This is a genomic window from Pseudomonas sp. AC242 (genome assembly GCF_979258655.1).
The window spans coordinates 5,613,769-5,635,446 of record NZ_OZ409873.1 but is presented as its reverse complement, the minus strand read 5'-3'; the positions used below and the strand labels follow the sequence as shown (position 1 = coordinate 5,635,446).

At 58.4% G+C, this 21,678-nt stretch carries 24 protein-coding genes; 11 read left to right on the top strand and 13 right to left on the bottom strand.

Features of this window, described 5'->3' with window-relative positions; translation table 11 throughout:
- Nucleotides 1-109: 109 nt before the first annotated feature.
- The 4 genes from bufA2 (at nt 110) to cfaB (ending at nt 3,324) form a co-directional block, all read left to right on the top strand.
- Nucleotides 110-361, top strand: coding sequence for a BufA2 family periplasmic bufferin-type metallophore (bufA2, locus tag ACZZ0A_RS25410; RefSeq protein WP_007912027.1), 252 nt, complete (start codon nt 110-112; stop codon nt 359-361).
- Between the two features lie 66 nt (nt 362-427).
- Entirely contained in the window at nt 428-1,273 is an 846-nt protein-coding gene (gene bufB / locus ACZZ0A_RS25405; protein WP_463543877.1) for an MNIO family bufferin maturase, read from the top strand.
- Complete coding sequence (locus ACZZ0A_RS25400; protein ID WP_007912030.1) at nt 1,264-2,052, top strand: HvfC/BufC N-terminal domain-containing protein; 789 nt, start codon at nt 1,264-1,266, stop codon at nt 2,050-2,052. The genes bufB and ACZZ0A_RS25400 overlap by 10 nt, the downstream gene beginning before the upstream one ends.
- A gap of 84 nt (nt 2,053-2,136) precedes the next feature.
- Nucleotides 2,137-3,324 carry a C17 cyclopropane fatty acid synthase CfaB gene (cfaB, locus tag ACZZ0A_RS25395; RefSeq protein ID WP_123376056.1) on the top strand — a complete coding sequence of 396 codons (1,188 nt, stop codon included), beginning with the start codon at nt 2,137-2,139 and terminating at the stop codon, nt 3,322-3,324.
- A gap of 48 nt (nt 3,325-3,372) precedes the next feature.
- Here the strand turns inward: cfaB and cls are convergent, their stop codons facing one another.
- Entirely contained in the window at nt 3,373-4,812 is a 1,440-nt protein-coding gene (gene cls / locus ACZZ0A_RS25390; RefSeq protein ID WP_463543876.1) for a cardiolipin synthase, read from the bottom strand.
- 131 nt (nt 4,813-4,943) lie between these two features.
- On the opposite strand from cls, the gene ACZZ0A_RS25385 reads away from it, so the two are divergent.
- The gene (locus ACZZ0A_RS25385; protein WP_007912033.1) at nt 4,944-5,462 is read left to right on the top strand and encodes a DUF3617 domain-containing protein; all 519 of its coding nucleotides are present in this window, start codon (nt 4,944-4,946) and stop codon (nt 5,460-5,462) included.
- A gap of 115 nt (nt 5,463-5,577) precedes the next feature.
- On the opposite strand, the gene ACZZ0A_RS25380 is transcribed toward ACZZ0A_RS25385, so the two are convergent.
- From ACZZ0A_RS25380 to folE2, 6 genes are read right to left on the bottom strand one after another with little or no spacing between them, the layout of a single operon-like run.
- Nucleotides 5,578-6,909 (bottom strand): dihydroorotase, encoded by a 1,332-nt coding sequence (locus ACZZ0A_RS25380; protein ID WP_463543875.1) that lies wholly within the window; start codon nt 6,907-6,909, stop codon nt 5,578-5,580.
- A gap of 3 nt (nt 6,910-6,912) precedes the next feature.
- Entirely contained in the window at nt 6,913-7,473 is a 561-nt protein-coding gene (locus ACZZ0A_RS25375; RefSeq protein WP_414916361.1) for a gamma carbonic anhydrase family protein, read from the bottom strand.
- The gene (locus tag ACZZ0A_RS25370) at nt 7,470-8,345 is read right to left on the bottom strand and encodes a metal ABC transporter substrate-binding protein (protein ID WP_414894522.1); all 876 of its coding nucleotides are present in this window, start codon (nt 8,343-8,345) and stop codon (nt 7,470-7,472) included. Before ACZZ0A_RS25370 ends, ACZZ0A_RS25375 begins: the two co-directional genes overlap by 4 nt.
- An 11-nt stretch (nt 8,346-8,356) precedes the next feature.
- Nucleotides 8,357-9,223 carry a metal ABC transporter permease gene (locus ACZZ0A_RS25365; protein WP_007949691.1) on the bottom strand — a complete coding sequence of 289 codons (867 nt, stop codon included), beginning with the start codon at nt 9,221-9,223 and terminating at the stop codon, nt 8,357-8,359.
- On the bottom strand, nt 9,223-9,891 hold the full coding sequence (locus ACZZ0A_RS25360) for a metal ABC transporter ATP-binding protein (RefSeq protein ID WP_463543874.1): 669 nt from the start codon (nt 9,889-9,891) through the stop codon (nt 9,223-9,225). Before ACZZ0A_RS25360 ends, ACZZ0A_RS25365 begins: the two co-directional genes overlap by 1 nt.
- The gene (folE2, locus tag ACZZ0A_RS25355; protein ID WP_042704911.1) at nt 9,888-10,784 is read right to left on the bottom strand and encodes a GTP cyclohydrolase FolE2; all 897 of its coding nucleotides are present in this window, start codon (nt 10,782-10,784) and stop codon (nt 9,888-9,890) included. Before folE2 ends, ACZZ0A_RS25360 begins: the two co-directional genes overlap by 4 nt.
- Before the next feature lie 84 nt (nt 10,785-10,868).
- Here folE2 and ACZZ0A_RS25350 point away from each other — a divergent pair, with 84 nt between their 5' ends.
- The gene (locus tag ACZZ0A_RS25350; protein ID WP_463543873.1) at nt 10,869-12,071 is read left to right on the top strand and encodes an N-acetylmuramoyl-L-alanine amidase; all 1,203 of its coding nucleotides are present in this window, start codon (nt 10,869-10,871) and stop codon (nt 12,069-12,071) included.
- On the opposite strand, the gene ACZZ0A_RS25345 is transcribed toward ACZZ0A_RS25350, so the two are convergent.
- Nucleotides 12,068-12,445 (bottom strand): glutamine synthetase, encoded by a 378-nt coding sequence (locus tag ACZZ0A_RS25345; protein ID WP_123376063.1) that lies wholly within the window; start codon nt 12,443-12,445, stop codon nt 12,068-12,070. The two genes, ACZZ0A_RS25350 and ACZZ0A_RS25345, sit on opposite strands and share 4 nt — an antisense overlap.
- A gap of 221 nt (nt 12,446-12,666) precedes the next feature.
- Between ACZZ0A_RS25345 and zigA the strand changes: the two genes are divergently transcribed.
- Together zigA and ACZZ0A_RS25335 are read left to right on the top strand one after the other, a co-directional pair.
- On the top strand, nt 12,667-13,872 hold the full coding sequence (zigA, locus tag ACZZ0A_RS25340; protein ID WP_095113172.1) for a zinc metallochaperone GTPase ZigA: 1,206 nt from the start codon (nt 12,667-12,669) through the stop codon (nt 13,870-13,872).
- Nucleotides 13,872-14,516, top strand: a complete 645-nt coding sequence (locus tag ACZZ0A_RS25335; RefSeq protein WP_007912053.1) for a DUF1826 domain-containing protein — start codon at nt 13,872-13,874, stop codon at nt 14,514-14,516. Before zigA ends, ACZZ0A_RS25335 begins: the two co-directional genes overlap by 1 nt.
- A gap of 4 nt (nt 14,517-14,520) precedes the next feature.
- Here the strand turns inward: ACZZ0A_RS25335 and ACZZ0A_RS25330 are convergent, their stop codons facing one another.
- On the bottom strand, nt 14,521-14,877 hold the full coding sequence (locus ACZZ0A_RS25330) for a hypothetical protein (protein WP_007912055.1): 357 nt from the start codon (nt 14,875-14,877) through the stop codon (nt 14,521-14,523).
- 30 nt (nt 14,878-14,907) lie between these two features.
- On the opposite strand from ACZZ0A_RS25330, the gene ACZZ0A_RS25325 reads away from it, so the two are divergent.
- Nucleotides 14,908-15,873 (top strand): CobW family GTP-binding protein, encoded by a 966-nt coding sequence (locus tag ACZZ0A_RS25325; protein ID WP_007912058.1) that lies wholly within the window; start codon nt 14,908-14,910, stop codon nt 15,871-15,873.
- A 40-nt stretch (nt 15,874-15,913) separates the two neighbouring features.
- Here ACZZ0A_RS25325 and ACZZ0A_RS25320 read toward each other — a convergent pair whose 3' ends face one another.
- The gene (locus ACZZ0A_RS25320) at nt 15,914-16,327 is read right to left on the bottom strand and encodes a DUF3301 domain-containing protein (protein ID WP_463544112.1); all 414 of its coding nucleotides are present in this window, start codon (nt 16,325-16,327) and stop codon (nt 15,914-15,916) included.
- A 117-nt stretch (nt 16,328-16,444) separates the two neighbouring features.
- On the opposite strand from ACZZ0A_RS25320, the gene pdxY reads away from it, so the two are divergent.
- On the top strand, nt 16,445-17,317 hold the full coding sequence (pdxY, locus tag ACZZ0A_RS25315; RefSeq protein ID WP_007912061.1) for a pyridoxal kinase PdxY: 873 nt from the start codon (nt 16,445-16,447) through the stop codon (nt 17,315-17,317).
- A 101-nt stretch (nt 17,318-17,418) separates the two neighbouring features.
- Here pdxY and ACZZ0A_RS25310 read toward each other — a convergent pair whose 3' ends face one another.
- Nucleotides 17,419-17,901 (bottom strand): acyl-CoA thioesterase, encoded by a 483-nt coding sequence (locus ACZZ0A_RS25310; RefSeq protein ID WP_003229693.1) that lies wholly within the window; start codon nt 17,899-17,901, stop codon nt 17,419-17,421.
- A gap of 279 nt (nt 17,902-18,180) precedes the next feature.
- On the opposite strand from ACZZ0A_RS25310, the gene ACZZ0A_RS25305 reads away from it, so the two are divergent.
- Nucleotides 18,181-19,944, top strand: a complete 1,764-nt coding sequence (locus ACZZ0A_RS25305; RefSeq protein ID WP_463543872.1) for a cation:proton antiporter — start codon at nt 18,181-18,183, stop codon at nt 19,942-19,944.
- A 21-nt stretch (nt 19,945-19,965) separates the two neighbouring features.
- On the opposite strand, the gene ACZZ0A_RS25300 is transcribed toward ACZZ0A_RS25305, so the two are convergent.
- Together ACZZ0A_RS25300 and ACZZ0A_RS25295 are read right to left on the bottom strand one after the other, a co-directional pair.
- Entirely contained in the window at nt 19,966-20,373 is a 408-nt protein-coding gene (locus tag ACZZ0A_RS25300) for an SMI1/KNR4 family protein (RefSeq protein ID WP_463543871.1), read from the bottom strand.
- A gap of 137 nt (nt 20,374-20,510) precedes the next feature.
- The gene (locus ACZZ0A_RS25295) at nt 20,511-21,386 is read right to left on the bottom strand and encodes a Tim44 domain-containing protein (protein ID WP_007912068.1); all 876 of its coding nucleotides are present in this window, start codon (nt 21,384-21,386) and stop codon (nt 20,511-20,513) included.
- Nucleotides 21,387-21,678 lie beyond the last annotated feature (292 nt).

The window sequence follows — 21,678 nt, the reverse complement described above, 5'->3', positions numbered from 1 at the left end:
ATTATTTTTCGATCCTCTGTAACGCCGTCGGGGGCGCTCTCTCTAGTGCTATGTCGGGACTGAACAACCTTCCAGCCGACACCCCTGACGATTACCGAGGATAAGAAAAATGACCATCAAGACCGCTGCTGCTGGTGCCGCTCTCGCTTTGGCCGCCGCCACAATGTTCGCCGGTGTTGCCTCCAACGCGATGGCCGCCGATGCCAACGTTCACTGCTACGGCGTGAACGGCTGCAAAGGCCAGAACGACTGCAAAACCAAAGACCACGCCTGCAAAGGCATGGGTGCCTGTAAAGGCCAGGGCTTCAAGGCAATGACTCAGGCGGCGTGTGAAAAAGCCGGTGGCAAGGTCGGCGAATAACTGACCGGCAAGTGTTGCCGCAGTGGTTGGCGCCACTGCGGCCACTTTTTATCAGGAGTTCGCCCCATGTCTGTTTCCCTTCCCTTCCTGGGCTACGGCTTGGGTTTACGTAGCACTTACTACCAGCAGATCCTTGAGCAGTCGCCGGATGTCGACTGGTTTGAAGTGGTTTCGGAAAATTTCATGGTGCAGGGCGGTAAGGCCCTGTATTACCTCGACGCTATCGCCGAGCGCTATCCGCTGGTGATGCACGGTGTTTCTCTGTCCATCGGCGGGCCGAATGCCCTCGATCCGGACTATCTCAACCAACTCAAGCAATTGGCCGAACGGGTCAGACCGGCATGGATCTCCGACCATTTGTGCTGGAGCCGTGGCAATGCCCATCAGTTACATGATCTGCTGCCGCTGCCTTACACCGAAGAAAGCTTGGATTACATCGCCGCTCGGGTAATCCAGGTTCAGGACGTTTTGCAGCGTCCGTTGGTGCTGGAGAACGTTTCCAGTTATGTCCGTGTTGCCTCGGATGATTTCACCGAGTGGGAGTTTCTCGCAGCGCTGAGCCGCGAAAGCGGCTGCGAATTGCTGCTGGACGTGAACAATGTTTACGTCAGTTCACGTAATCATGGCTTCGATCCGTGGGCCTTCATCAGCAGCCTGCCCATCGACAAAGTCCGCCAACTGCATCTGGCGGGGCACAGTGACTACGGCGATTACGTGATCGACACTCACGACCATCCGGTGAGCGATCCGGTCTGGGCACTCTATCAACGCACACTGGAACACTTCGGCCCTGTGGCCACGTTGCTGGAGCGTGACGATCATTTTCCGCCTTTCGATGAATTGCTCGATGAACTGCAAAAGGCCCGTGAGCTGGGGAACAAGGTTCTGGCCGGGAGGCAGCAATGCGCCTGAAGGAGTGGCAACTGGCGTTCGAGACGTTCCTTCTCGATGAAGACCGCAGTGCAAATCTGTCCTTGGGCAAGAGCCTGATCGGTGGCCCGACACTGGATGTCGGCACGGGACTGGCGATCTATCACAACGCTTACAAAGCGCGGTTGCTGGAAGTCTTGCGCAATGACTTTCCGACGATCCTGCACTGGCTGGGCGATGAAGAGTTCGATGACCTCGCCATGGCGTACATCCGTCGGTATCCATCAGCGCATTACAGCCTGCGCTGGTTGGGCAAAGGCTTTGAAGGTTTTGTCCGCGAGCATCTGGTGCCGGAGCAGAGTGCGCCGCTGGCCGAGCTGATCGCGCTCGAATGGGCTTTCACACTGGCCTTTGATGCACCCGCCGATGAGCCGCTGACGATTGACGCTGTGGCGGCCCTGGCCCCGGAGGAGTGGCCCGAATTGCGCGTCAAAGCGGTGCCATCCTTGCAGTGGCTGGGGTGCCGCTTCAACAGCCTTGCACTGTGGCGCTCGGTGAAGGAAAAAGCAGACTTCCCTGAAAGCATGGCGTTGGATATTCCACAGGCCTGTCTGATTTGGCGCAACCAGCTGATCTGCAGTTACCGCAGCCTCGATTCGGCGCAGGCGACGGCCCTCGATGGTTTGCTCAACCAAGGATGGAGTTTCGCCGAACTGTGCGCCGAGTTAGCAGTCACTTATGGTGAGGGCGCGCCACTTCAAGCCGTGACCTGGTTGAAACAGTGGATTCAGGAAGGTTTGCTGGTGCGTCTGCAGCGATAGATCAGGCTAATCAAATCGATAGCCTGCTATTTTTCCGGGATGGTCTACCCTCAGATCTGACGTCTGAAACAAGGGGGATTTTCCATGCTCGCGCAACTTCCACCGGCCTTACAGAATCTGCAGCTTCCGCTTCGCCTGCGACTCTGGGATGGCCATGAGTTCAATCTGGGGCCGGCGCCCAGCGTCACCATCGTGGTCAAGGACCCGCAGATGGTCACCCAGTTCACCCATCCAAGCCTGGATGCGCTCGGAGCGGCATTCGTTGAAGGCAAACTTGAGCTGGAGGGCTCGATCAGCGAGGTCATCCGGGTTTGCGACGAATTAAGCAACGCTTTGCTCGGCGAAGATGACGACAGTCAGCCGGTGCGTTCGGTGCACGACAAGGAAACTGACGCCAAAGCCATTTCCTATCACTACGACCTGTCCAATGCGTTCTACCAGCTCTGGCTGGACAGCGACATGGCGTATTCCTGCGCTTATTTCGAAACGGGCAGCGAAACTCTGGAACAGGCGCAACAAGCCAAATTTCGACACTTATGCCGCAAGCTGCGCTTGCAGCCAGGCGAGTACCTGCTGGATGTCGGCTGCGGTTGGGGTGGTCTGGCACGCTTTGCCGCGCGCGAATTCGGTGCGAAAGTCTTCGGTATTACCCTGAGCAAGGAACAGCTGGAACTGGCACGCGAACGGGTCAAGGCCGAAGGCCTGGAAGACCAGATCGAACTGCAGTTGCTCGACTACCGCGATCTGCCTCAGGACGGGCGTTTCGACAAGGTAGTCAGCGTCGGGATGTTCGAGCACGTTGGCCACGCCAATCTCGCCGAGTACTGCAAAACCCTGTTCGGCGCGGTGAAGGAGGGCGGTCTGGTAATGAACCATGGCATCACCGCCAAACACACCGATGGTCGTCCGGTGGGACGCGGTGCCGGGGAATTCATCGAGAAATACGTATTCCCCAACGGTGAGTTGCCGCACCTGGCGATGATCTCGGCCGAGATCAGCGAAGCGGGGTTGGAGATTGTCGACGTCGAAAGCCTGCGCCTGCATTACGCGCGCACGCTGGATCACTGGAGCGAGCGACTAGAGGATAACCTTGAAACCGCAGGCAAACTGGTGCCGGATCAGGCGTTGCGCATCTGGCGTCTGTACCTGGCCGGCTGCGCTTATGCGTTTGCGCGCGGCTGGATCAATCTGCACCAGATCCTTGCGGTGAAAGCGCATCCGGATGGCAGCCATGAACTGCCATGGACGCGCGACGATATCTATAACCCTTAACACTGAATATTCCCCTCTGCCTCTGGGAGAGGGTCAGGGTGAGGGTTTTTAGAGAATCGGTGAAATCAGCCGGGCGATCCGCATGCCGACTTGTTGCAGTCGGTGGATTTCCCGGCTTTCTTCTTTGGCAATTTCGTAGGCTTGCTCGAAATCGGCGATAAGCATGTTTTCCACGCTGGCGGCGAAGTCGCTGTCGACGGTCAGCAGCATCACTTCGAAATTCAATCGGAACGAACGGTTGTCCAGATTGGCGCTGCCGATGGCGCTGATCTCACTGTCGATCAACACCACTTTCTGATGCAGGAAACCGGGCTCATAGCGGAACACTCGCACGCCGGCACGCACAGCTTCAAACGCGTAGAGACTGGAAGCGGCGTAAACGATGCGATGATCGGGACGCGATGGCAGCAGTAGTCGCACATCGACACCGCGTAAGACCGCCAACCTTAATGCGGCAAATACAGCCTCGTCGGGAATGAAGTAAGGGCTGGTGATCCACACGCGTTCGGTGGCCGCATGGATGGCTTCGACAAAGAACAGCGAGCAGGTTTCGTAAGCATCGGCCGGGCCGCTGGCGAGCAGTTGGCAGAGCACGCCGTCGTCCGGATATTCGTCCGGCAGTATCAGCGGAGGCAATGTTCGCGCGGCCCAGAACCAGTCCTCGGCAAAGGATTCCTGCATGCACGCGACCACCGGGCCGCGTACTTTCACATGGGTATCGCGCCACGGCGCCAGCGGTGGTTTTTCGCCCATGTATTCATCGCCGACGTTATGCCCGCCAACAAATCCCACCACGCCGTCGACCACGACGATCTTGCGATGGTTACGAAAGTTGACCTGAAAGCGATTGAGCCAGCCGCTGCGCGTGGCGAAGGCTTTGACCTCAACGCCGCCATCACGTAACGCCTGCACATAACTGTGGGGCAGGGCATGGCTACCAATACGGTCGTAGAGCAGATGAATTGCCACGCCTTCGGCGGCTTTCTTCAGCAGCAGATCACGCAGGCGCTGACCGAGGCGATCATCGTGGATGATGAAAAACTGGATCAGCACCGCTTCCTTCGCCTGTTCGATAGCCTGGAAGATCGCCTCAAAGGTGGCTGCACCGTTGATCAACAATTGCACTTCGTTGTTCGCCAGACACGGCATGCGCCCCAATTTTGGCATTGCGCGTAACGAGGCGTAGGCATTCGAGGCGCGCGCGGTCAGCGCTTCTTCCACCCACGGGCGCCAGTTCAGTTCGGAGATGGCCTGACGCATCTGTTCGTTGGCCTGACGTCGCGCGTTGATGTAGCCATCAAAGGTACTGCGGCCAAACACCAGGTACGGAATAAGCGTGAGATAGGGAATGAAGATCAGCGACAATGCCCAGGCGATCGAGCCTTGAGCCGTGCGCACGGTGAGCACCGCGTGAACGGCGGCGATCAAGCCGAGAGTGTGTATCAGGGCGATCAGATAACCGAAAATGTGCGGTCCAAAATAATCCATGGGGCAGCCTTGCTCCGGAAGATTCAATGCTTAACAGACCATGTTCTGTCGCGAATGTCGCTATTTAATTGGTGCATGAACCGAAGCAATCGGCCGACGTCTAACGGCCACTACTGATCAGGAGTTTTTCGATGAACGTTCGTCTGCTGGGTTTGGCGCTGGGCCTGGGTTTGGCATTGCCGGTGGTTGCGCAAGCGCAGATGCTGCAGCCGGGGCTGTGGGAAATGACATCGAGCAACGTCAAGGTCGATGACCAGCCGATGGATGTGCAATCGATCCTCGGCCAACTGCAAGGGCAGATGACCCCGCAGCAGCGTGCGGCACTGGAAAAAAACGGCATCAATATCGGCGGCAAGGGTATTCGCGCGTGTCTGACGCCGGAGCAAGTGGCGACCAACGATATTCCGTTGGCTGACCCGCAATCGGGCTGCAAACAACAGATCACCGAGCGCACTGGCAATCAGTGGAAATTCCGTTTCAGCTGCCCGAAAGCGCAAGGCACCGGGGTGGCGACGTTCCTCAGTGATCGTGAGTTCACCACCGTGGCCAACGGCACGTTCAATGCGATCGGGATCAACCAGAAGGGCAGTCTGGAAACTCGCGCTGTTTGGTTGGGTCAGGATTGCGGCGCTGTGAAACCCCGCGCCTAAATGTATCTCCTGCAGGAGCTGCGGCACGCTGCGATCTTTTGATCTTGATTGTAAAAAACAAGATCAAAAGATCGCAGCCTCGTTTCACTCGTCAGCTCCTACTGGGTTTTTTCAATCAGCGCATAAATCGTAGCGCCAACCCGCGACATCCCTCATTCACTCGACCCTCCCGCCAGGCAATCTGCCCCGAGACAATCGTCGTACTCACCCGATGCCGAAAGCTGCGTCCGGCAAACGGCGTCCATCCACACTGCGACAGAATGGGTTGCCGATTCACCTCCAAGGTGTGCGGCTCAACCAATATCAGATCCGCCCAGTAGCCTTCACGTAAATACCCACGATCGGGAATCGCAAACAGATCCGCGACTCTGTGGCTGGTCTTTGCTACCAACGTGGTGATTGGCAGTACATCGTCCGCAACCAATTCCATCAGTGCCGGCAACGCGTGCTGTACCAGCGGTAATCCAGAAGGTGCCTGCGCATAAGCTCGCTGCTTTTCTTCCCAGGTATGCGGTGCATGGTCACTGCCAATCACGTCCAGCAGATTGCTGCTCAGGGCCGCGCGCAACGCATCGCGATCCGCTTGGGTCTTGATCGCCGGATTGCATTTGATCAGGTTGCCGAGGGCAGCATAGTCGCGATCATCAAATAGCAAATGATGCAGACAGACTTCAGCGCTGATGCGTTTTTGCGCCAGCGCTTTGTCTTCGAACAACGTCAGTTCACGCGCCGTAGTCAGGTGCAAGACATGCAGCCGCGTGCCGTGACGTTTGGCTAACTCGACCGCCAGTGAAGAGGAGCGATAACACGCCTCGGCATTGCGGATGAGCGGGTGAGCAGCGGGCGGGATTCGTTCGCCGAACAGCTCACGCAGATTGGCCGCATTCGCGTCGATGCTCGGCGTGTGTTCACAGTGCGCCAACAGAATGGTCGGCACCTCGGCGAACAGTCGCTCAAGGATTTGCGGATCATCCACCAGCATGTTGCCGGTCGAGGCGCCCATGAACACTTTCACGCCGGCCACTTCACACGGATTGAGCGCGGCAACCGTATCTAGATTGTCCCGGCTCACGCCAAAGTGAAAGCCGTAGTTAGCCACCGAGTTGATCGCCGCCCGGCGCTTTTTATCCGCCAGGGCTTCGAGGGTGAGGGTGGCCGGATTTGTGTTGGGCATGTCCATGAAGCTGGTGATGCCACCGGCCACCGCTGCGCGTGACTCGATGTGGATGCTGCCCTTGGCCGGCGCGCCCGGTTCACGGAAATGCACTTGGTCATCGATCATCCCCGGCAGCAACCATTGGCCGTTCGCGTCGATTTCTAGCGTGGCGTTTTCGCCTTCAATGCTTCGCGCAATCTTGACGATGCGTCCGTTGCTGACCAACAGATCGCCGTCGAACTCGCGCCCTTCATTGACCAGTCTTGCGTTGCGAATCAGCACGCTGCTCATGATTCAGAACTCGTTCTGCAAGGCTTTGTAGCCGCGCACCAGATCGACATTGGTGCGTGCCACGTCTTCGGAAAACTCCGAAGCGCTGACGCTCACCGGTGGGAACAATGAAAGGTCGGTGTTCGGTCCGATGCGGGTGGTGGAGGGCACGTAGAACGCAGCCGGCAAATCCCGACCATCGACCACCGAGTTGTGCCGCACGACACAACCATTGCCGACAACGCAGTTGAACAGCACGCTGTTGAAACCGATGAACACGCGGTCGCCGACGACGCAGGGGCCATGCACGATCGAGCGGTGGGCGATGGAGCTGAATTCGCCAATAGTCACTGCAGCACCGGATTTGGAGTGGATGACCACGCCGTCCTGGATGTTCGAATTGGCGCCGATGGTGATCGGTTCCATCTCGCCCGAGGCGTCCACTTCGTCGGCGCGGATCACCGCGTAGGGGCCGACGAACACGTTCTCGCCGATCACCACTTTGCCGCAGATGATTGCGGTCTTGTCGACGTAGGCTGACTCGGCAATTTGCGGTAAATCACCTGATGGGTTCTTGCGGATCATGGTTGGCTCAGCGCGTTGTAAAGGGTGTTGAGGTTGTATTCGAACAGACCGGTGAAGGTGCTGGCGGGGCCGCTGGCAGCGAGGGCGTCGGAGTACAAAGTGCCGCCAATGTGCGCGCCACTTTCGTCGGCAATCTGTTTGAGCAGGCGCGCGTCTTTGATGTTTTCCATGAACACTGCTTTGACGTGAGCTTGGCGAATCTGCGTAATCAGTGCAGCGACTTCGGCAGCCGAGGGTTCGCGTTCAGTGGACAAGCCTTGCGGCGCCATGAAGTCGATGCCGTACGCTTGGCCGAGATAACCGAAAGCATCGTGGCTGGTGACGATTTTGCGGTTGCCCGGAGGTAGTGCACCGAGTTTGGCTTTGGCCTCGGCGAGCAGGGCGTAGATCTGCTTCAGGTAGGTTTTGCTGTTGCGTTCGTAGTCCGCTTTATTCGCGGGATCCGCAGCGATCAGTGCCTTGGTGATATTGGCGACATACAACTCGGCGTTCGCCAGATTGTGCCAGGCGTGCGGGTCGGGAACGGTTTCGCCGTCCTCATCCAGTGATCGCGGAATCACGCCATGACTGGCACTGACCACTGTGGCTTTGGTCTCGGTGCTGGTCACCAGTCGGTCCAGCCAAGGCTCGAAACCGAGACCGTTCTTGATGATCAGTCTGGCGCTGAGCAATGCCTTGGCATCGTCCGGTGTCGGCTCGTAGGTGTGTGCGTCAGCGTCAGGGCCGACCATGTTGGTGATCTGCACATGCTCGCCGCCGACCTGATGGACCATGTCGGCGAGGATGCTGAAGCTGGTGACCACCGGTAATTTTTCCGCCGCCGACAATGACATCGACAGCATCAGGCTGAGCAACACGAGTAGAGCGCGCATCGGGAAACACCTCATTGGGATGTGAGCAAAGGCGGGCGGCGCAACAGACCGTGAACCGGCCCGAACACCACGGACAGCAGATAGCCGAGGCCGGCGACCAGCACGATGGCCGGGCCGCTGGGTAGCGAGTAGTAGAACGACAACAGCAAGCCGAACCACACTGAGAGACATCCAATGACGGCTGCGATGGCAATCAGGATCGGCAGACGACGGCTCCAGAATCGTGAGGCGGCGGCGGGGAGCATCATCAGCCCGACGACCATCAGGGCGCCGATGGCCTGGAAGCCGATCACCAGATTGAGTACGACCAGCGTCAGAAAGACGCCGTGGGCGAGTGGGCCGAGGCGGCTCACGGTTCTCAAGAACAACGGGTCGAGGGTGTCGAGCAACAGTGGTTTGTAGATCAGCGCCATGGCGATCAGGCTGAATCCCGAGACCCACAACATGCCGGTGAGGGTCGGGCCGTCGACGGCCAATGCCGAGCCAAACAGCAAGTGAAGCAGGTCGAGGCGTTTGCCGGCGATGCCGAGAATCAGCACGCCGCTGGCGAGGGAAATGGGATAAATCGCGGCGAGGCTGGCGTCTTCACGCAGGCCTGTGCGACGGGTGATCCAGGCGGCGAGGCCGGCCATACTCAGTCCGGCCCCGAGACCGCCGAGCGTCAATGCCGGCAGGCTGAGTCCGGCGAACCAGAAACCCAATGCAGCGCCGGGAAGGATGCCATGGGCCACTGCATCACCGATCAGGCTCATCCGTCGCAGGATCAAGAACACGCCGAGCGGTGCGGTACTGCAAGCGAGTACCAGGCCGCCGAGCAGGGCCCGGCGCATGAACACGAACTCGTTGAACGGCTGCCAGAAGTGGGCGACGGCGAGCATCAGGCCACCTGCGTGCGAGGTGTTTGCTGGATCAGCTCGACGCTCGCGCCGAACACGCACTGGCGGTTTTTGATCAGCAAGGTTTGCGGTATGTGTTGGCGCACGGCGACGAGGTCGTGGCACACGACGACCAGTGTTCGACCTTCTCCATGCCAGGTATGGATGTGCTGCCAGAGCAATTGTTGGCCGAGTTCATCGAGTGCGGCGTGGGGTTCATCGAGCAGCAGCACCGCAGCGTCAGTCAGACTCAGACGAGCGAGCAGGGCGCGTTGCAGTTCACCGCCGGACAGGGCCATGAGTGGACGCTGTTCGAGTCCGCTGAGGTGCCAGTTTGCCAGTGCATCTTTCAGGCGCTGGTTTCGTAGTTGGGTCGATAGTCTTCGCCCCCAGAAACCAGCGGCGACCAGTTCTTCGAGGCTGATGGGGAATTGGCGATCCAGATGCTGTTGCTGGGGCAGGAAGGACAATCCGCTTTGACGTGGAACACTCAGGCTGACATTGCCTGCCAATGGTTTTTGCAGCCCGGCGATCACCTTCAGCAGGCTGCTTTTGCCACAGCCGTTGGCGCCGATGATCGCCGTCAGGCTGCCGCTGTCGAACTCGAGGCTCAGGGGCGCAGTCAGTGGTTGGCCGGGTGCCCCCCAACTCAGGGATTGGCAGCGGATCATGCTTGTTCACGCTGCCAGTGGCTTTCGGCGACGGCATCGTGGGCGTGCAGACTTTCGGCGTGGATCACTCGCAAATGAAATGCACTGACGCCCGGAGTCCGACGCAGGGCCAGATTCAGACGGCGTGCCGCGTCTTCGCAGAACATCAGGTTCTGGCCATTGGCGAGGGCGAAGGCTTGTTCGTCAGCGCGTTTTACGGCGGTTTGTACGGCGGTGCCAAGGGCCGCCTCGGCGTCATTGATGATCACGCTCAACGGCAGCTCATCGATGAATTCGTCGAGATGTAGATGCAGTTGCGCGGTGCTGCGTTGGCTGTGAGGCGTGGCGACGATGCCGTGGGTCGAGCCTAGCCAGGCCAGAACGTCGGCGTGCTGAAGCCCTTTGTTGGCGAAGTCGTCGATAAATTGTTGCTGGATCAACTGCCGCGCCAAAGCCGCTGAGCAAGGGCAAGTCGAAGAGTAGGGCAATTCAATTTTGAGTTCCACGTGGAACATGTTGTCTTTCAGGCTTGCCGAAATACTCGCTGGATAGGATTTCCAGCCAGCCAATGGACTGATCAACGCAGGCCTTTTCATCAGCAGATCGGTGTGAATATTCAAGTAAGCACGGCTGGATAAACCTTCGTGGCTCTCCAGAAAACGCTTGAGCACCTGCTGCAGAAGAGCGGGTGTCAGGCGCTCCTGTTCGAGCGCTTCCAGAGCCAAATACAGTCGCGACATATGAATGCCGCGTGCCTCGCCATCATCAAGACTCACTCCAGCGTCAGCCTTGGCATTCAGGTGTTGGCCTTCCAACAAGATAGGTAATGCGATGCCCTGCATGCCCACCCATTCAAGTGGCAATGCTTGGCGAGTAACTTGCGCGGCGATATCCGGGAGTGAAAGCGAATTCATGTTCGGGACCATCATGGTGATTCAATTCGATGTTACATTATAACAATACTTATCACGATGTCTTTTTCATGAACAGGTTTTCATATGCACAGACGTCAGGTGCTTAATCTGATTTTGGCCAGCGCCGCTTTTGCTTATCCCTTCAGTGTGTCTGCTACACAAATTCGCCAAGCACGACTTTGGCGATCTGAGGACAAAGTGCGGTTGGTGTTCGATTTGAGCGGGCCAGTGCGCTACAAGACCTTCACACTCAATGCGCCTGAACGGCTGATCATTGATGTGAGTGGGGCTAGCTTGAGCGGCGATTTCAGTCGGTTGGCGCTGGATGGCTCGGTTATACGGTCGATTCGATCCGGGCCTTTTGGTCTGGGTGATACGCGGATTGTTCTCGATCTAAGCAATTCCGTGCTGCTGAACAGTTTCCTTTTGGCGCCGCAGGATGGGCAAAGTCATCGCTTGGTATTGGATTTGGTCAGCACAAAACCGATGCCAACAAGCCCAAAGGTTCCACGTGAAACACCGCAGATTGGCGCTCATCCGAAGCGCGACATCATCGTAGTCGTCGATCCTGGACACGGCGGCAAGGATCCCGGCGCGGTCGGCGCCAAGGGCGAACGGGAAAAAGATGTAGTGCTTTCCATTGCGCAGTTACTCGCTAAACGCCTGAAAAAAGAGAAAGGCTTTGACGTAAAACTGGTACGCAATGACGACTTTTTTGTTCCGTTGCGCAAGCGTGTGGAGATTGCCAGGCAGCACAAGGCTGACATTTTCATCTCGGTACATGCTGATGCGGCGCCGCGTCTTACTGCCTCTGGCGCATCTGTTTATTGCCTTTCTGAGGGTGGCGCAACGTCGGCGACTGCTCGCTTCATGGCGCAGCGAGAGAACGGCGCAGACCTGCTCGGTGCGACAAGCCTGCTCAATTTGAAAGATAAGGATCCGATGCTCGCCGGGGTAATTCTCGACATGTCGATGAACGCGACGATTGCCGCGAGTTTGCAGCTCGGCAGCACGGTGCTGGGCAGTCTGGCCGACATTACCACGCTGCACCAGAAACGCGTGGAACAAGCCGGATTCGCAGTGCTGAAATCGCCAGATGTGCCTTCAATTCTGGTGGAAACCGGCTTTATTTCCAATGCGCGGGACAGCCAGCGATTGGTCACCGCTCGGCATCAGCAAGCCGTGGCAGACGGTTTGTTTAAAGGATTGCAGCGTTACTTTGAAAAGAATCCCCCCGTCGACAGTTACCTGGCTTGGCAGCAGGCGCAGCAAGAGGCTCAGGTTTAACAGCCGGTAATCCGGCTGCAAGTGAACTTCGTGCTGCTACCGCCCGAGCTGGAGAACCGATTGATCGTCGTCCAGCCGACACGTCGGGTGTAGCCCACCCAGGCTTCGCCGTCAGAGGCGATGCCGGTGAAGAACGTCAGTTGGCCGAAACGGCTATTGGTTTGCGCCCAATAACGCTGGCCAGCCTTTTCAAACCCACGCAGATAAAGCGTGTTGCCGACGGTGTTGACGCTATAGGCGTTACCGTCGGCATCGACGCAGGCCAACAGATTTGCGCTGCGTGTGCAGGTCGCAAGCGCCGGCACCTGCGCCGATGCATTGCCGATCATCAACAATCCAAGGCTCAACAACGAGCATTTCAGCGCAGTTTTCATTACGAACCCCGGAGTGGTATCGGCTCAGCTTCCTGCGGTTTATTGCTCAGGACAAGAGGAGGGCTGGTTTATTCATGTTGTTATACTATAACATAAAAGATAACCAAGCCTGAGCGGGCCGATTTCAAGCGTTTGCTTTTAGCGAAATCCTTCGCATGAAGCACAGACACGCCAAGCGCAAGCAAAGCGCTAATCGGTTGCCATTTTAAGAGGATTATCCAATGTCAGCCGAATTGCCCGTTACCGTACTTTCAGGATTTCTTGGCGCCGGAAAAAGTACACTTTTGAATTACGTACTACGTAATCGCAAGGGGTTGCGTGTAGCCGTCATCGTCAATGATATGAGCGAGATCAATATCGATGGCAGCGAAGTTCAGCGCGATGTCAGCCTTAACCGCGCTGAAGAGAAAATTGTCGAAATGAGTAACGGCTGTATCTGCTGTACGTTACGCGAAGACCTGCTAGACGAAGTCAGCAAACTCGCCCGTGAGGGCCGCTTCGATTATTTATTGATCGAATCCACTGGAATCTCCGAACCACTGCCCGTGGCCGAAACCTTTACCTTCCGCGACGAACACGGCCAGAGTCTCTCCGACATCGCGCGTCTCGACACCATGGTCACTGTAGTCGACGGCTTGAATTTCCTGCCGGACTACCATGCGGCAGAGAGTCTCGCCTCCCGTGGCGAAATTCTCGGCGAAGAAGACGAACGCTCGATCACCGACCTGTTGATTGAGCAAATCGAATTCGCCGACGTGCTGTTGATCAGCAAGATCGACCTGATCAGCCAAAGCCAGCGCGAGGAACTTATGGCTATCCTCAAGCGCCTCAACGCTCAGGCCGAAATTATCCCGATGGTGATGGGCGAGGTGCCGCTGGAAAAGATCCTCAATACCAATCGTTTTGACTTCGAGAGAGCCGCGCAAGCGCCGGGTTGGCTGCAAGAGTTGCGCGGCGAGCACGTGCCGGAAACAGACGAGTACGGCATCGCTTCAACTGCCTACCGCGCACGCCGCCCGTTTCACCCGCAACGCTTCTTCAGCTTCATTGACCGTCCGTGGTTGAACGGCAAACTGTTGCGCTCCAAAGGCTTCTTCTGGCTCGCAAGCAAACCCACCGACGCCGGTAGCTGGTCGCAGGCCGGTGGATTGATGCGCCACGGTTTTGCCGGGCGCTGGTGGCGCTTCGTGCCGAAGGATCAGTGGCCACAAGATCAGGAAAGCACCGCAGCCATCATGGAAAACTGGACGCCAAGCGTTGGCGACTGTCGCCAGGAGTTGGTGTTCATTGGTCAGAACATCGATTTCCTGCAGCTTTCTGCCGAACTCGATGCCTGCCTGCTCACCGATGAAGAAATGGCCCTTGGCGTGGAGGGATGGCGATTGCTGCCAGATCCGTTCGGTCCTTGGCACGAAGAGGCCGCCTGATGCTCGCGCTTAAACTGCTGCAGAACCGTACGCGCCATCAGCATCAAGGCCCGACACCGAAGGCGTTGACGCGAATTCTCGAAGACGACACCAATCTTGCCGTCTGGCAACGCCAACTGCCGTTGCACATCAGCGATTTCGCCCAGTTACTCCTGTCGCTCAACGAACCGCTGGCGGAGTCGTTGTGCCTGGAGTTGCCGAGCGAGGACGCGGAGCCTGATCTCACCGGGCTGGCTTCAGGATTCCGCGATCTGGAAGGGTATGAGGGCTTCATCGCCGACCTGAAATGGTTAGTCAGCGCCTTCGCCTGCTTGCTCGGTGCGCGGCGAATCGGCTTGCGCCTGCGGGTGCTGGATAAAGCCATGTGCCCGCGCTTCCACGTCGATCATGTGCCGGTGCGGCTGATCACCACGTACGCCGGCGTCGGCAGCCAATGGCTCAAGGAAGGCGCGATGGATCGCCAGCAACTGGGGCAGGCCAACGCCGAACCCCAAGCGCAAATACAGCAACTCAAGAGCGGCGAAGTCGCCTTACTGAAAGGCGAGAAATGGCACGGCAATGAAGGCTTCGGTCTGATTCACCGCTCGCCGCAACCGGCCGCAGGCGAGCGTCGTCTGATACTGACCCTCGACTGGCTCGGCTGACGCCTCAAGGCTTGAGCCACGACCCCTGGCTCTGGCCTTCGCAGTACGGCTTCAAATACGCGGCATCGGTGGCGACGCCGTAATAGTGGATGTCCTGGCGATAAGGCATATTGGCGACTTGCGCGTTGCCGCACACGCCAAACGCGCCGCTCGGGCATTGATCGACGTATTGCACCTCGACTTTCTGCCCGGCCAGCGCTGGCTGGCAGAAACCGTCGTTGAACAGTTTTTCCGGAATATTGCGGTTCTGCTGACAGACTTTGACGTCGAGCCGCTCGCCCTGACTGTGCACTACGCAGGCCTGAGCCCACGCTTCGCTCGACAGCAGCGTCAACAGCAACGACCATCCCATCCAACGCATCTTTTGAATCTCCCAAGAAAGCTCCCGGCCATGTTGCAGAACATTCCTACCCATGTCATTGCTGGCCCTTTGGGCGCCGGCAAGACCAGCCTGATTCGCCAGCTCATGGCGCAGCGGCCAGCCGGCGAGCGCTGGGCGGTGCTGATCAATGAGTTCGGCCAGATCGGCCTCGATGCCGCGCTGCTGACGAGTGATGCCGATGGTATCGCACTGGGCGAAGTGGCCGGAGGCTGCTTGTGCTGTGTCAATGGCGCGCCGTTTCAGATTGGCCTCGGGCGTTTGTTGCGCAAGGCGAAGCCGGACCGGTTGTTCATCGAACCTTCCGGGCTGGGGCATCCGGCGCAGTTGCTCAAGCAATTGAATGAGGCGCCGTGGTTGGGTGTCCTGGCGGTGCAGCCGTGTGTTCTTGTTCTCGACGCTCAATCGCTTCAGGCCGGGAAAGCATTGCCGGTAGCGCAGCAGGAAGCGTTGGCCAGCGCTGGGCTGTTGCTGCTGAACAAGGCGGAAAACCTTGATGAAAATAAACGGCAGAAAATAGCCAGCCAGTTGCCGTCAGTCAGGCTGATATGGACGCAACGGGCGCAACTGCCCCTGAGCGAACTGCCGGGCCTGGCTGCGCAAGCGGTCAATGGTTTGGACAATCTGATCGTGCCCAAGGGGTTAGGGCAAATGCCGGCTGTCTGGAGCGATCCGACGCTGCCGATCTGCTTGAGTCAGGCCCAGGAGGGTGGCTGGAGTGTCGGTTGGCGTTGGCATCCGGGACAAAAGTTCGACAAGGCACGTATCGCCGATTGGCTAAACGGGCTTCATTGGAAAAGAGCGAAACTGGTTATCCACAGTGCAGATGGCTGGATTTCGGCGAACGCGCTAGAGAATGCGCAGTTGGTTTGGCTGGCCAGTGAATGGCGGAAAGATTCGCGCATCGAGCTGATCTTCAGTGATGCGCAGGATGTTGAGGTGCTGCAGAGAGGGTTGTCGGGGTGCCGGGCGGATTAAGATCAAAAGATCGCAGCCTCCGGCAGCTCCTACTTGGTCTTCAGGGCTTCCATTTGGTGTGTTCCTGGCGCCACTGGCTTAGCTCGATGACTTCCGCTCGAGGCTTGTGCACTTCAACCACCGGCGGTGTGTCGTCAAACGGCGCCGGGTAGGGCGCTAGTTCGATCTGCGCACTGTGCGCGCCAAACTGGGTGATGGTGCCGTTATGGCGGCTTTCGCCGGTCACGGTGAACTCAAAGTTATACACCCGCGCCAGTCGTCGGCGACCGTTGGCGTCCTTGATGAAACCGATCTTCTTCAGAGCGACGTTGCCGTCGAGCAACTCGACCCGCACCTTCAGGCAATGCTGTTTGACCCGCTCCAGCGCGCGTTCGCGCAAGCCGTGGTTGTGCCACAGCCAGGCGCCGGCAGCGGCGAACAGTATCAGCACGAAGATGTTTTCCAGGGTCAGCATCAACATCGAACTCCAAAAGATAGCGTCAGCTTAACTGCGTCGCCGGTCTGTCGTACAGGCTGCGTTTCGTCGCATACTGCGCGGCTTGAATTTCAATCGTTTTACGGAATGACCCGAATGAAACGTACGCCTCATCTGCTCGCCATTCAGTCCCATGTGGTGTTCGGCCACGCCGGCAACAGCGCCGCGGTTTTTCCGATGCAGCGGGTCGGGGTCAATGTCTGGCCGCTCAACACCGTGCAGTTTTCCAACCACACTCAGTACGGTCAGTGGGCCGGCGAAGTGCTGGCGCCGCAACAGATTCCCGAGCTGGTCGAAGGCATCGCTGCGATTGGCGAGCTGGGTAATTGCGATGCGGTGCTGTCCGGGTACCTCGGTAGCGCGGCGCAAGGCCGGGCGATTCTCAGCGGTGTCGAACGCATCAAGTCGGTCAATCCGAAAGCGCTCTATCTATGTGATCCGGTGATGGGCCATCCGGAGAAGGGTTGCAGCGTGCCGACCGAGGTCAGCGATTTCCTGCTGGAAGAGGCGGCGGCCGTGGCGGACATCATGTGTCCGAACCAGTTGGAGCTCGACAGCTTCTCCGGGCGCAAGCCGCAGTCGCTGTTCGATTGCCTGGCGATGGCGCGGGCACTGTTGGCGCGCGGGCCGAAAGCGGTGCTGGTCAAGCATCTGGATTATCCGGGCAAACCAGCCGATGGCTTTGAAATGTTGCTGGTGACAGCCGAAGGCAGCTGGCATCTGCGCCGTCCGCTGTTGGCGTTTCCGCGTCAGCCAGTGGGCGTGGGTGATCTGACGTCGGGCTTGTTTTTGGCGCGGGTGCTGTTGGGCGATAGCCTGGTGGCGGCGTTCGAATTCACTGCGGCGGCGGTGCATGAGGTGCTGCTGGAGACTCAGGCGTGCGCCAGTTATGAGTTGCAACTGGTGCGGGCGCAGGATCGGATTGCGCATCCACGGGTGAAGTTCGAGGCGACGGCGATCAGTCTGTAATCGCGTAATCGTTCAAAAAGATCGCAGCCTGCGGCAGCTCCTACATGGGAATGCAAAACCCTGTAGGAGCTGCCGCAGGTTGCGATCTTTTGTCTTTGATCTCAGGCGTCGCCCTTGATCTCCTGATAGCGCTTTTCCAGCTCCTGACGAATCTGCCGACGCTGCTGCGCCTGCATATAACGACGCTTGTCTTCACTGTTCTGCGGTTGCAGCGGCGGCACGGCGGCCGGTTTACGCTGGTCATCCACGGCGACCATGGTGAAGAAGCAGCTGTTGGTGTGGCGCACCGAGCGTTCGCGGATGTTTTCGGTCACCACTTTGATGCCGACTTCCATCGACGTGTTGCCGGTGTAGTTGACCGACGCGAGGAAGGTCACCAGTTCGCCGACATGGATCGGCTCGCGGAAAATCACCTGATCCACCGACAGCGTCACCACGTAGCGGCCGGCATAGCGGCTCGCGCAGGCGTAGGCCACTTCGTCGAGGTATTTGAGCAGGGTGCCGCCGTGGACATTGCCAGAGAAGTTGGCCATGTCGGGGGTCATCAGTACCGTCATCGACAGCTGGGCGTTTCCGGGTTCCATAACGTTCTCACGGATCAAGGCTGGTTGCTGGAAGCACCTCTGCGGGTGCCTGGTCGCTTTTCTAAAGCACCGTTATCGGGACGCCGGGCGACTCGCCGCCGTCACGCCGGAATCGATCTGTTTCCATATATTGCACCGCCTTCCAGCCGCAAGTCGCGGTGTTAACCTGCAAAAGCCCCTTACAAAGGCAATTCCCACACGAAAAGCGGATTTTTACTTCGCTCGTCCAGACATTTCTGACGTCTGCTGGCGAGCCTCGTCATTCAAGGAGCCCACGCCATGCATGCCATCAGCTTTATTCAGGATCTGGCAGTGATCATGTTGGTCGCAGGCGTGGTGACCGTGTTGTTCCACCGTTTCAAGCAACCGGTGGTGCTCGGCTATATCGTCGCCGGCTTCATCATCGGCCCGCACACGCCGCCGTTCGGCCTGATCCACGATGAAGAAACCATCAAGACCCTCGCCGAACTCGGGGTGATCTTCCTGATGTTCTGCCTGGGGCTGGAGTTCAGCCTGCGCAAGTTGTTCAAGGTCGGTGCCACGGCGTTTATTGCGGCGTTCCTCGAAATCGTCCTGATGATCTGGATCGGCTACGAAATCGGCCGCTGGTTCGACTGGAACACCATGGACTCGCTGTTCCTCGGCGCGATTCTGGCGATCTCCTCGACCACCATCATCGTCAAAGCGCTCAACGATCTGAAGATGAAAAACGAGCGCTTTGCGCAGTTGATCTTCGGCGTGCTGATCGTCGAAGACATTCTCGGCATCGGCATCATCGCGCTACTGTCGAGCATCGCAGTGAGCGGCACCGTCAGCTCCGGAGAAGTGTTCTCCACAGTCGGCAAGCTGTCGCTGTTCATGATCGTCGCTTTGGTCATCGGCATTCTGCTGGTGCCGCGTTTGCTGGCTTACGTGGCCAAATTCGAAAGCAATGAGATGCTGCTGATTACGGTGCTGGGCCTGTGTTTCGGCTTTTGCCTGCTGGTGGTCAAGCTTGAATACAGCATGGTCCTCGGTGCGTTCCTGATCGGCGCGATCATGGCCGAGTCGCGGCAATTGCTGAAGATCGAGCGGCTGATCGAGCCGGTTCGCGATCTGTTCAGCGCGATCTTCTTCGTTGCCATCGGCCTGATGCTCGACCCGATGATCCTTCTCGAATATGCGTGGCCGATTGCGGTGATCACCGTGGCCGTTGTGCTCGGCAAGATGTTGTCCTGCGGCCTAGGGGCCTTTATCGCCGGCAACGACGGACGCACCTCACTGCGGGTGGGGATGGGGCTGTCACAGATTGGCGAATTTTCCTTCATCATCGCCGCGCTGGGTATGACCTTGCAGGTCACCAGCAACTTCCTTTATCCGGTCGCCGTGGCTGTGTCGGTGATCACTACGCTGCTGACACCGTATCTGATCCGTGCAGCCGATCCGCTGTCGATCAAGCTGTCTGCGGCGGTGCCCAAGCCTCTCGGCCGTGTGCTGGGCATGTACGGCGAATGGCTGCGCAGCATCCAGCCGCAAGGCGAGGGCGCGATGCTGGCGTCGATTATCCGCAAGATTTTGCTCCAGGTCGGGGTCAATCTGGCGCTGGTCATCGCGATCTTCTTCGCCGGCGCGTATTTCGCCGAACGCATCTCGCTGTCGCTGCAAGACTGGATCGGCGATCCGAGCTGGCAGAAGGCGTTGATCTGGGGCGGGGCGTTGCTGGTCTCGCTGCCGTTTTTGATTGCGGCGTATCGCAAGCTCAAGGCGTTGTCGATGCTGCTGGCTGAGATGGGCGTGAAGCCGGAGATGGCCGGGCGGCACACGCAGCGAGTGCGTCGGGTGATCTCCGAAGTGATCCCGATTCTCTCGCTGCTGGTGATTTTCCTGCTGTTGGCAGCCTTGTCGGCCAGTATTCTGCCGACCAACAAGTTACTGGTGCTGATCGCCGTAGTCGCCGCTGCGGTAGCGGCGCTGCTCTGGCGCTGGTTCATCCGCGTGCACACGCGGATGCAGGTGGCGCTGCTGGAAACCCTCGACAACCACAAGGAGTCGTCGGGGCATTGACCACCCGGGGCGGCTGGCCGATCAGCTTTCCAGCCAGACGTCCCGCGCCCAGTGCCACACCGATTCCCAGGATTCTTCGGTGATCAGCTCTTCTTCGCCGGACCACAGCACCACGGTGCCGTCTTCTTCGACGCAGTAGTAGTTGTCGCCGTCTTGGCAGATCGGGATCAGATCACGCGGTACACCGATGTCCCAGGCATTGGCTGCGACGTCCGGCAGATAGGTGTGCGATTGCGGGTCGGTGACGGTCACCGGTTCCAGACTGCCGTACACCACGTCGCTGACAGTCAGCAAAAATTCTTTGAAGACGAACGGAATGTTGATGAACAGTTCTTCTTCGACTTCGACCAGTTGGTCTTCGTCAGGCAATTCCAAAGGAACCGGCACGCGTTCGTTGGCTTCACGCAGTTGTTCGATGATTTCTTCCACGTCCGGGATCCTCTTGCTTGAATGGCGCGGTTTATATGGGCCGGTTTATACAGTAGCTCGCTATAGATGCAACCGCGAAATAGAAAACCCCAGCCGAGGCTGGGGTTTTTATTACAGCAAGTGAAGCGTGCGAGGGATCAGCCGTTCTGGCGGATACCGGCAACCAGCCAAGGCTGGTTCTCGCCCTGCGGACGTTCCATGTTCCAGCTTTCGCTGAACACTTCGCCCTGGTCGAAGCGCGAGGACTTCGACACACCGCTGAAGGTCAGGGTGGCGATGGTCTTGTCGGCACGGTCATCCACGCCGTCCAGTTGCACCTGAAGGTTGTCGATGTAGGTCGACTGGAACGCGTCACCCAGATCTGCACGCTCACGCTTGAGGAACTCAAGCATTTGCGGGGTCACGAACTCGGCGATCTTGTCCATTTCGTTGGCGTCCCAGTGCTGCTGCAGCGACTGGAAGTGGCTGCGTGCAGCTTCAAGGAAGTTCTGCTCGTTAAACCAGGCTGGTGCGTTGATCACCGGACGAGCGGCAACAGGTGCAGCCGAACCACCGAAGATCGAACCCATGGCGGCAGGTTTCTGCTCGAACACTTCACGCTGCATCGGCGCGCCGGCCGGAGCGAATTGCTCCTGCTGCTTGCGGCGACGCGCGGCGATGAAGCGGAAGATCACGAACGCGATCACGGCCATGATCAGGATGTCGAAGATCTGCATGCCCTGGAAGCCACCGCCCATGAACATGGACGCCAGCAGGCCACCGGCGGCGATACCGGCCAGAGGGCCGAGCCATTTCGAAGCACCGCCGGCCTTGGCGGCAGCGCCTGCGGCACCGGCAGCACCTGCGGTCGCAGCAGCGCCGCCGACACCTGGAGAAGAAGGAGCCATCTGGCTGGTCTGGTGCGTCGGCGCAGCGCCGGCGCTTTTGCCACCACCAAAGCGCTTGGCGTTGGCGTCGAGGCTCATCGTCAGGCCGATGCACAACGCCATGGCGATGCTAAGAAAACGTTTCATAAAGGGAATTCCCGTTTGTGGAGACACGCGCGCCATGTTGCACAGCTGAAGTGTTACTGGCTAGCGAGAGAGTGTTTCGGGCTTTTGCCTGACAGGTCGCGTTCAGCTTCGCGAGGCAATCAGCCTATGTACTTTTGTCTGTAGGAAAAGGCGATAGGTTCAGCGGGATTGATGCACTGTGCGCCGTATTACCTGTGGGAGCGAGCCTGCTCGCGAAGGCGCCGTGTCAGACATATGAGTGCTCAATGACACACCGCTTTCGCGAGCAGGCTCGCTCCCACATTTGTTCAGT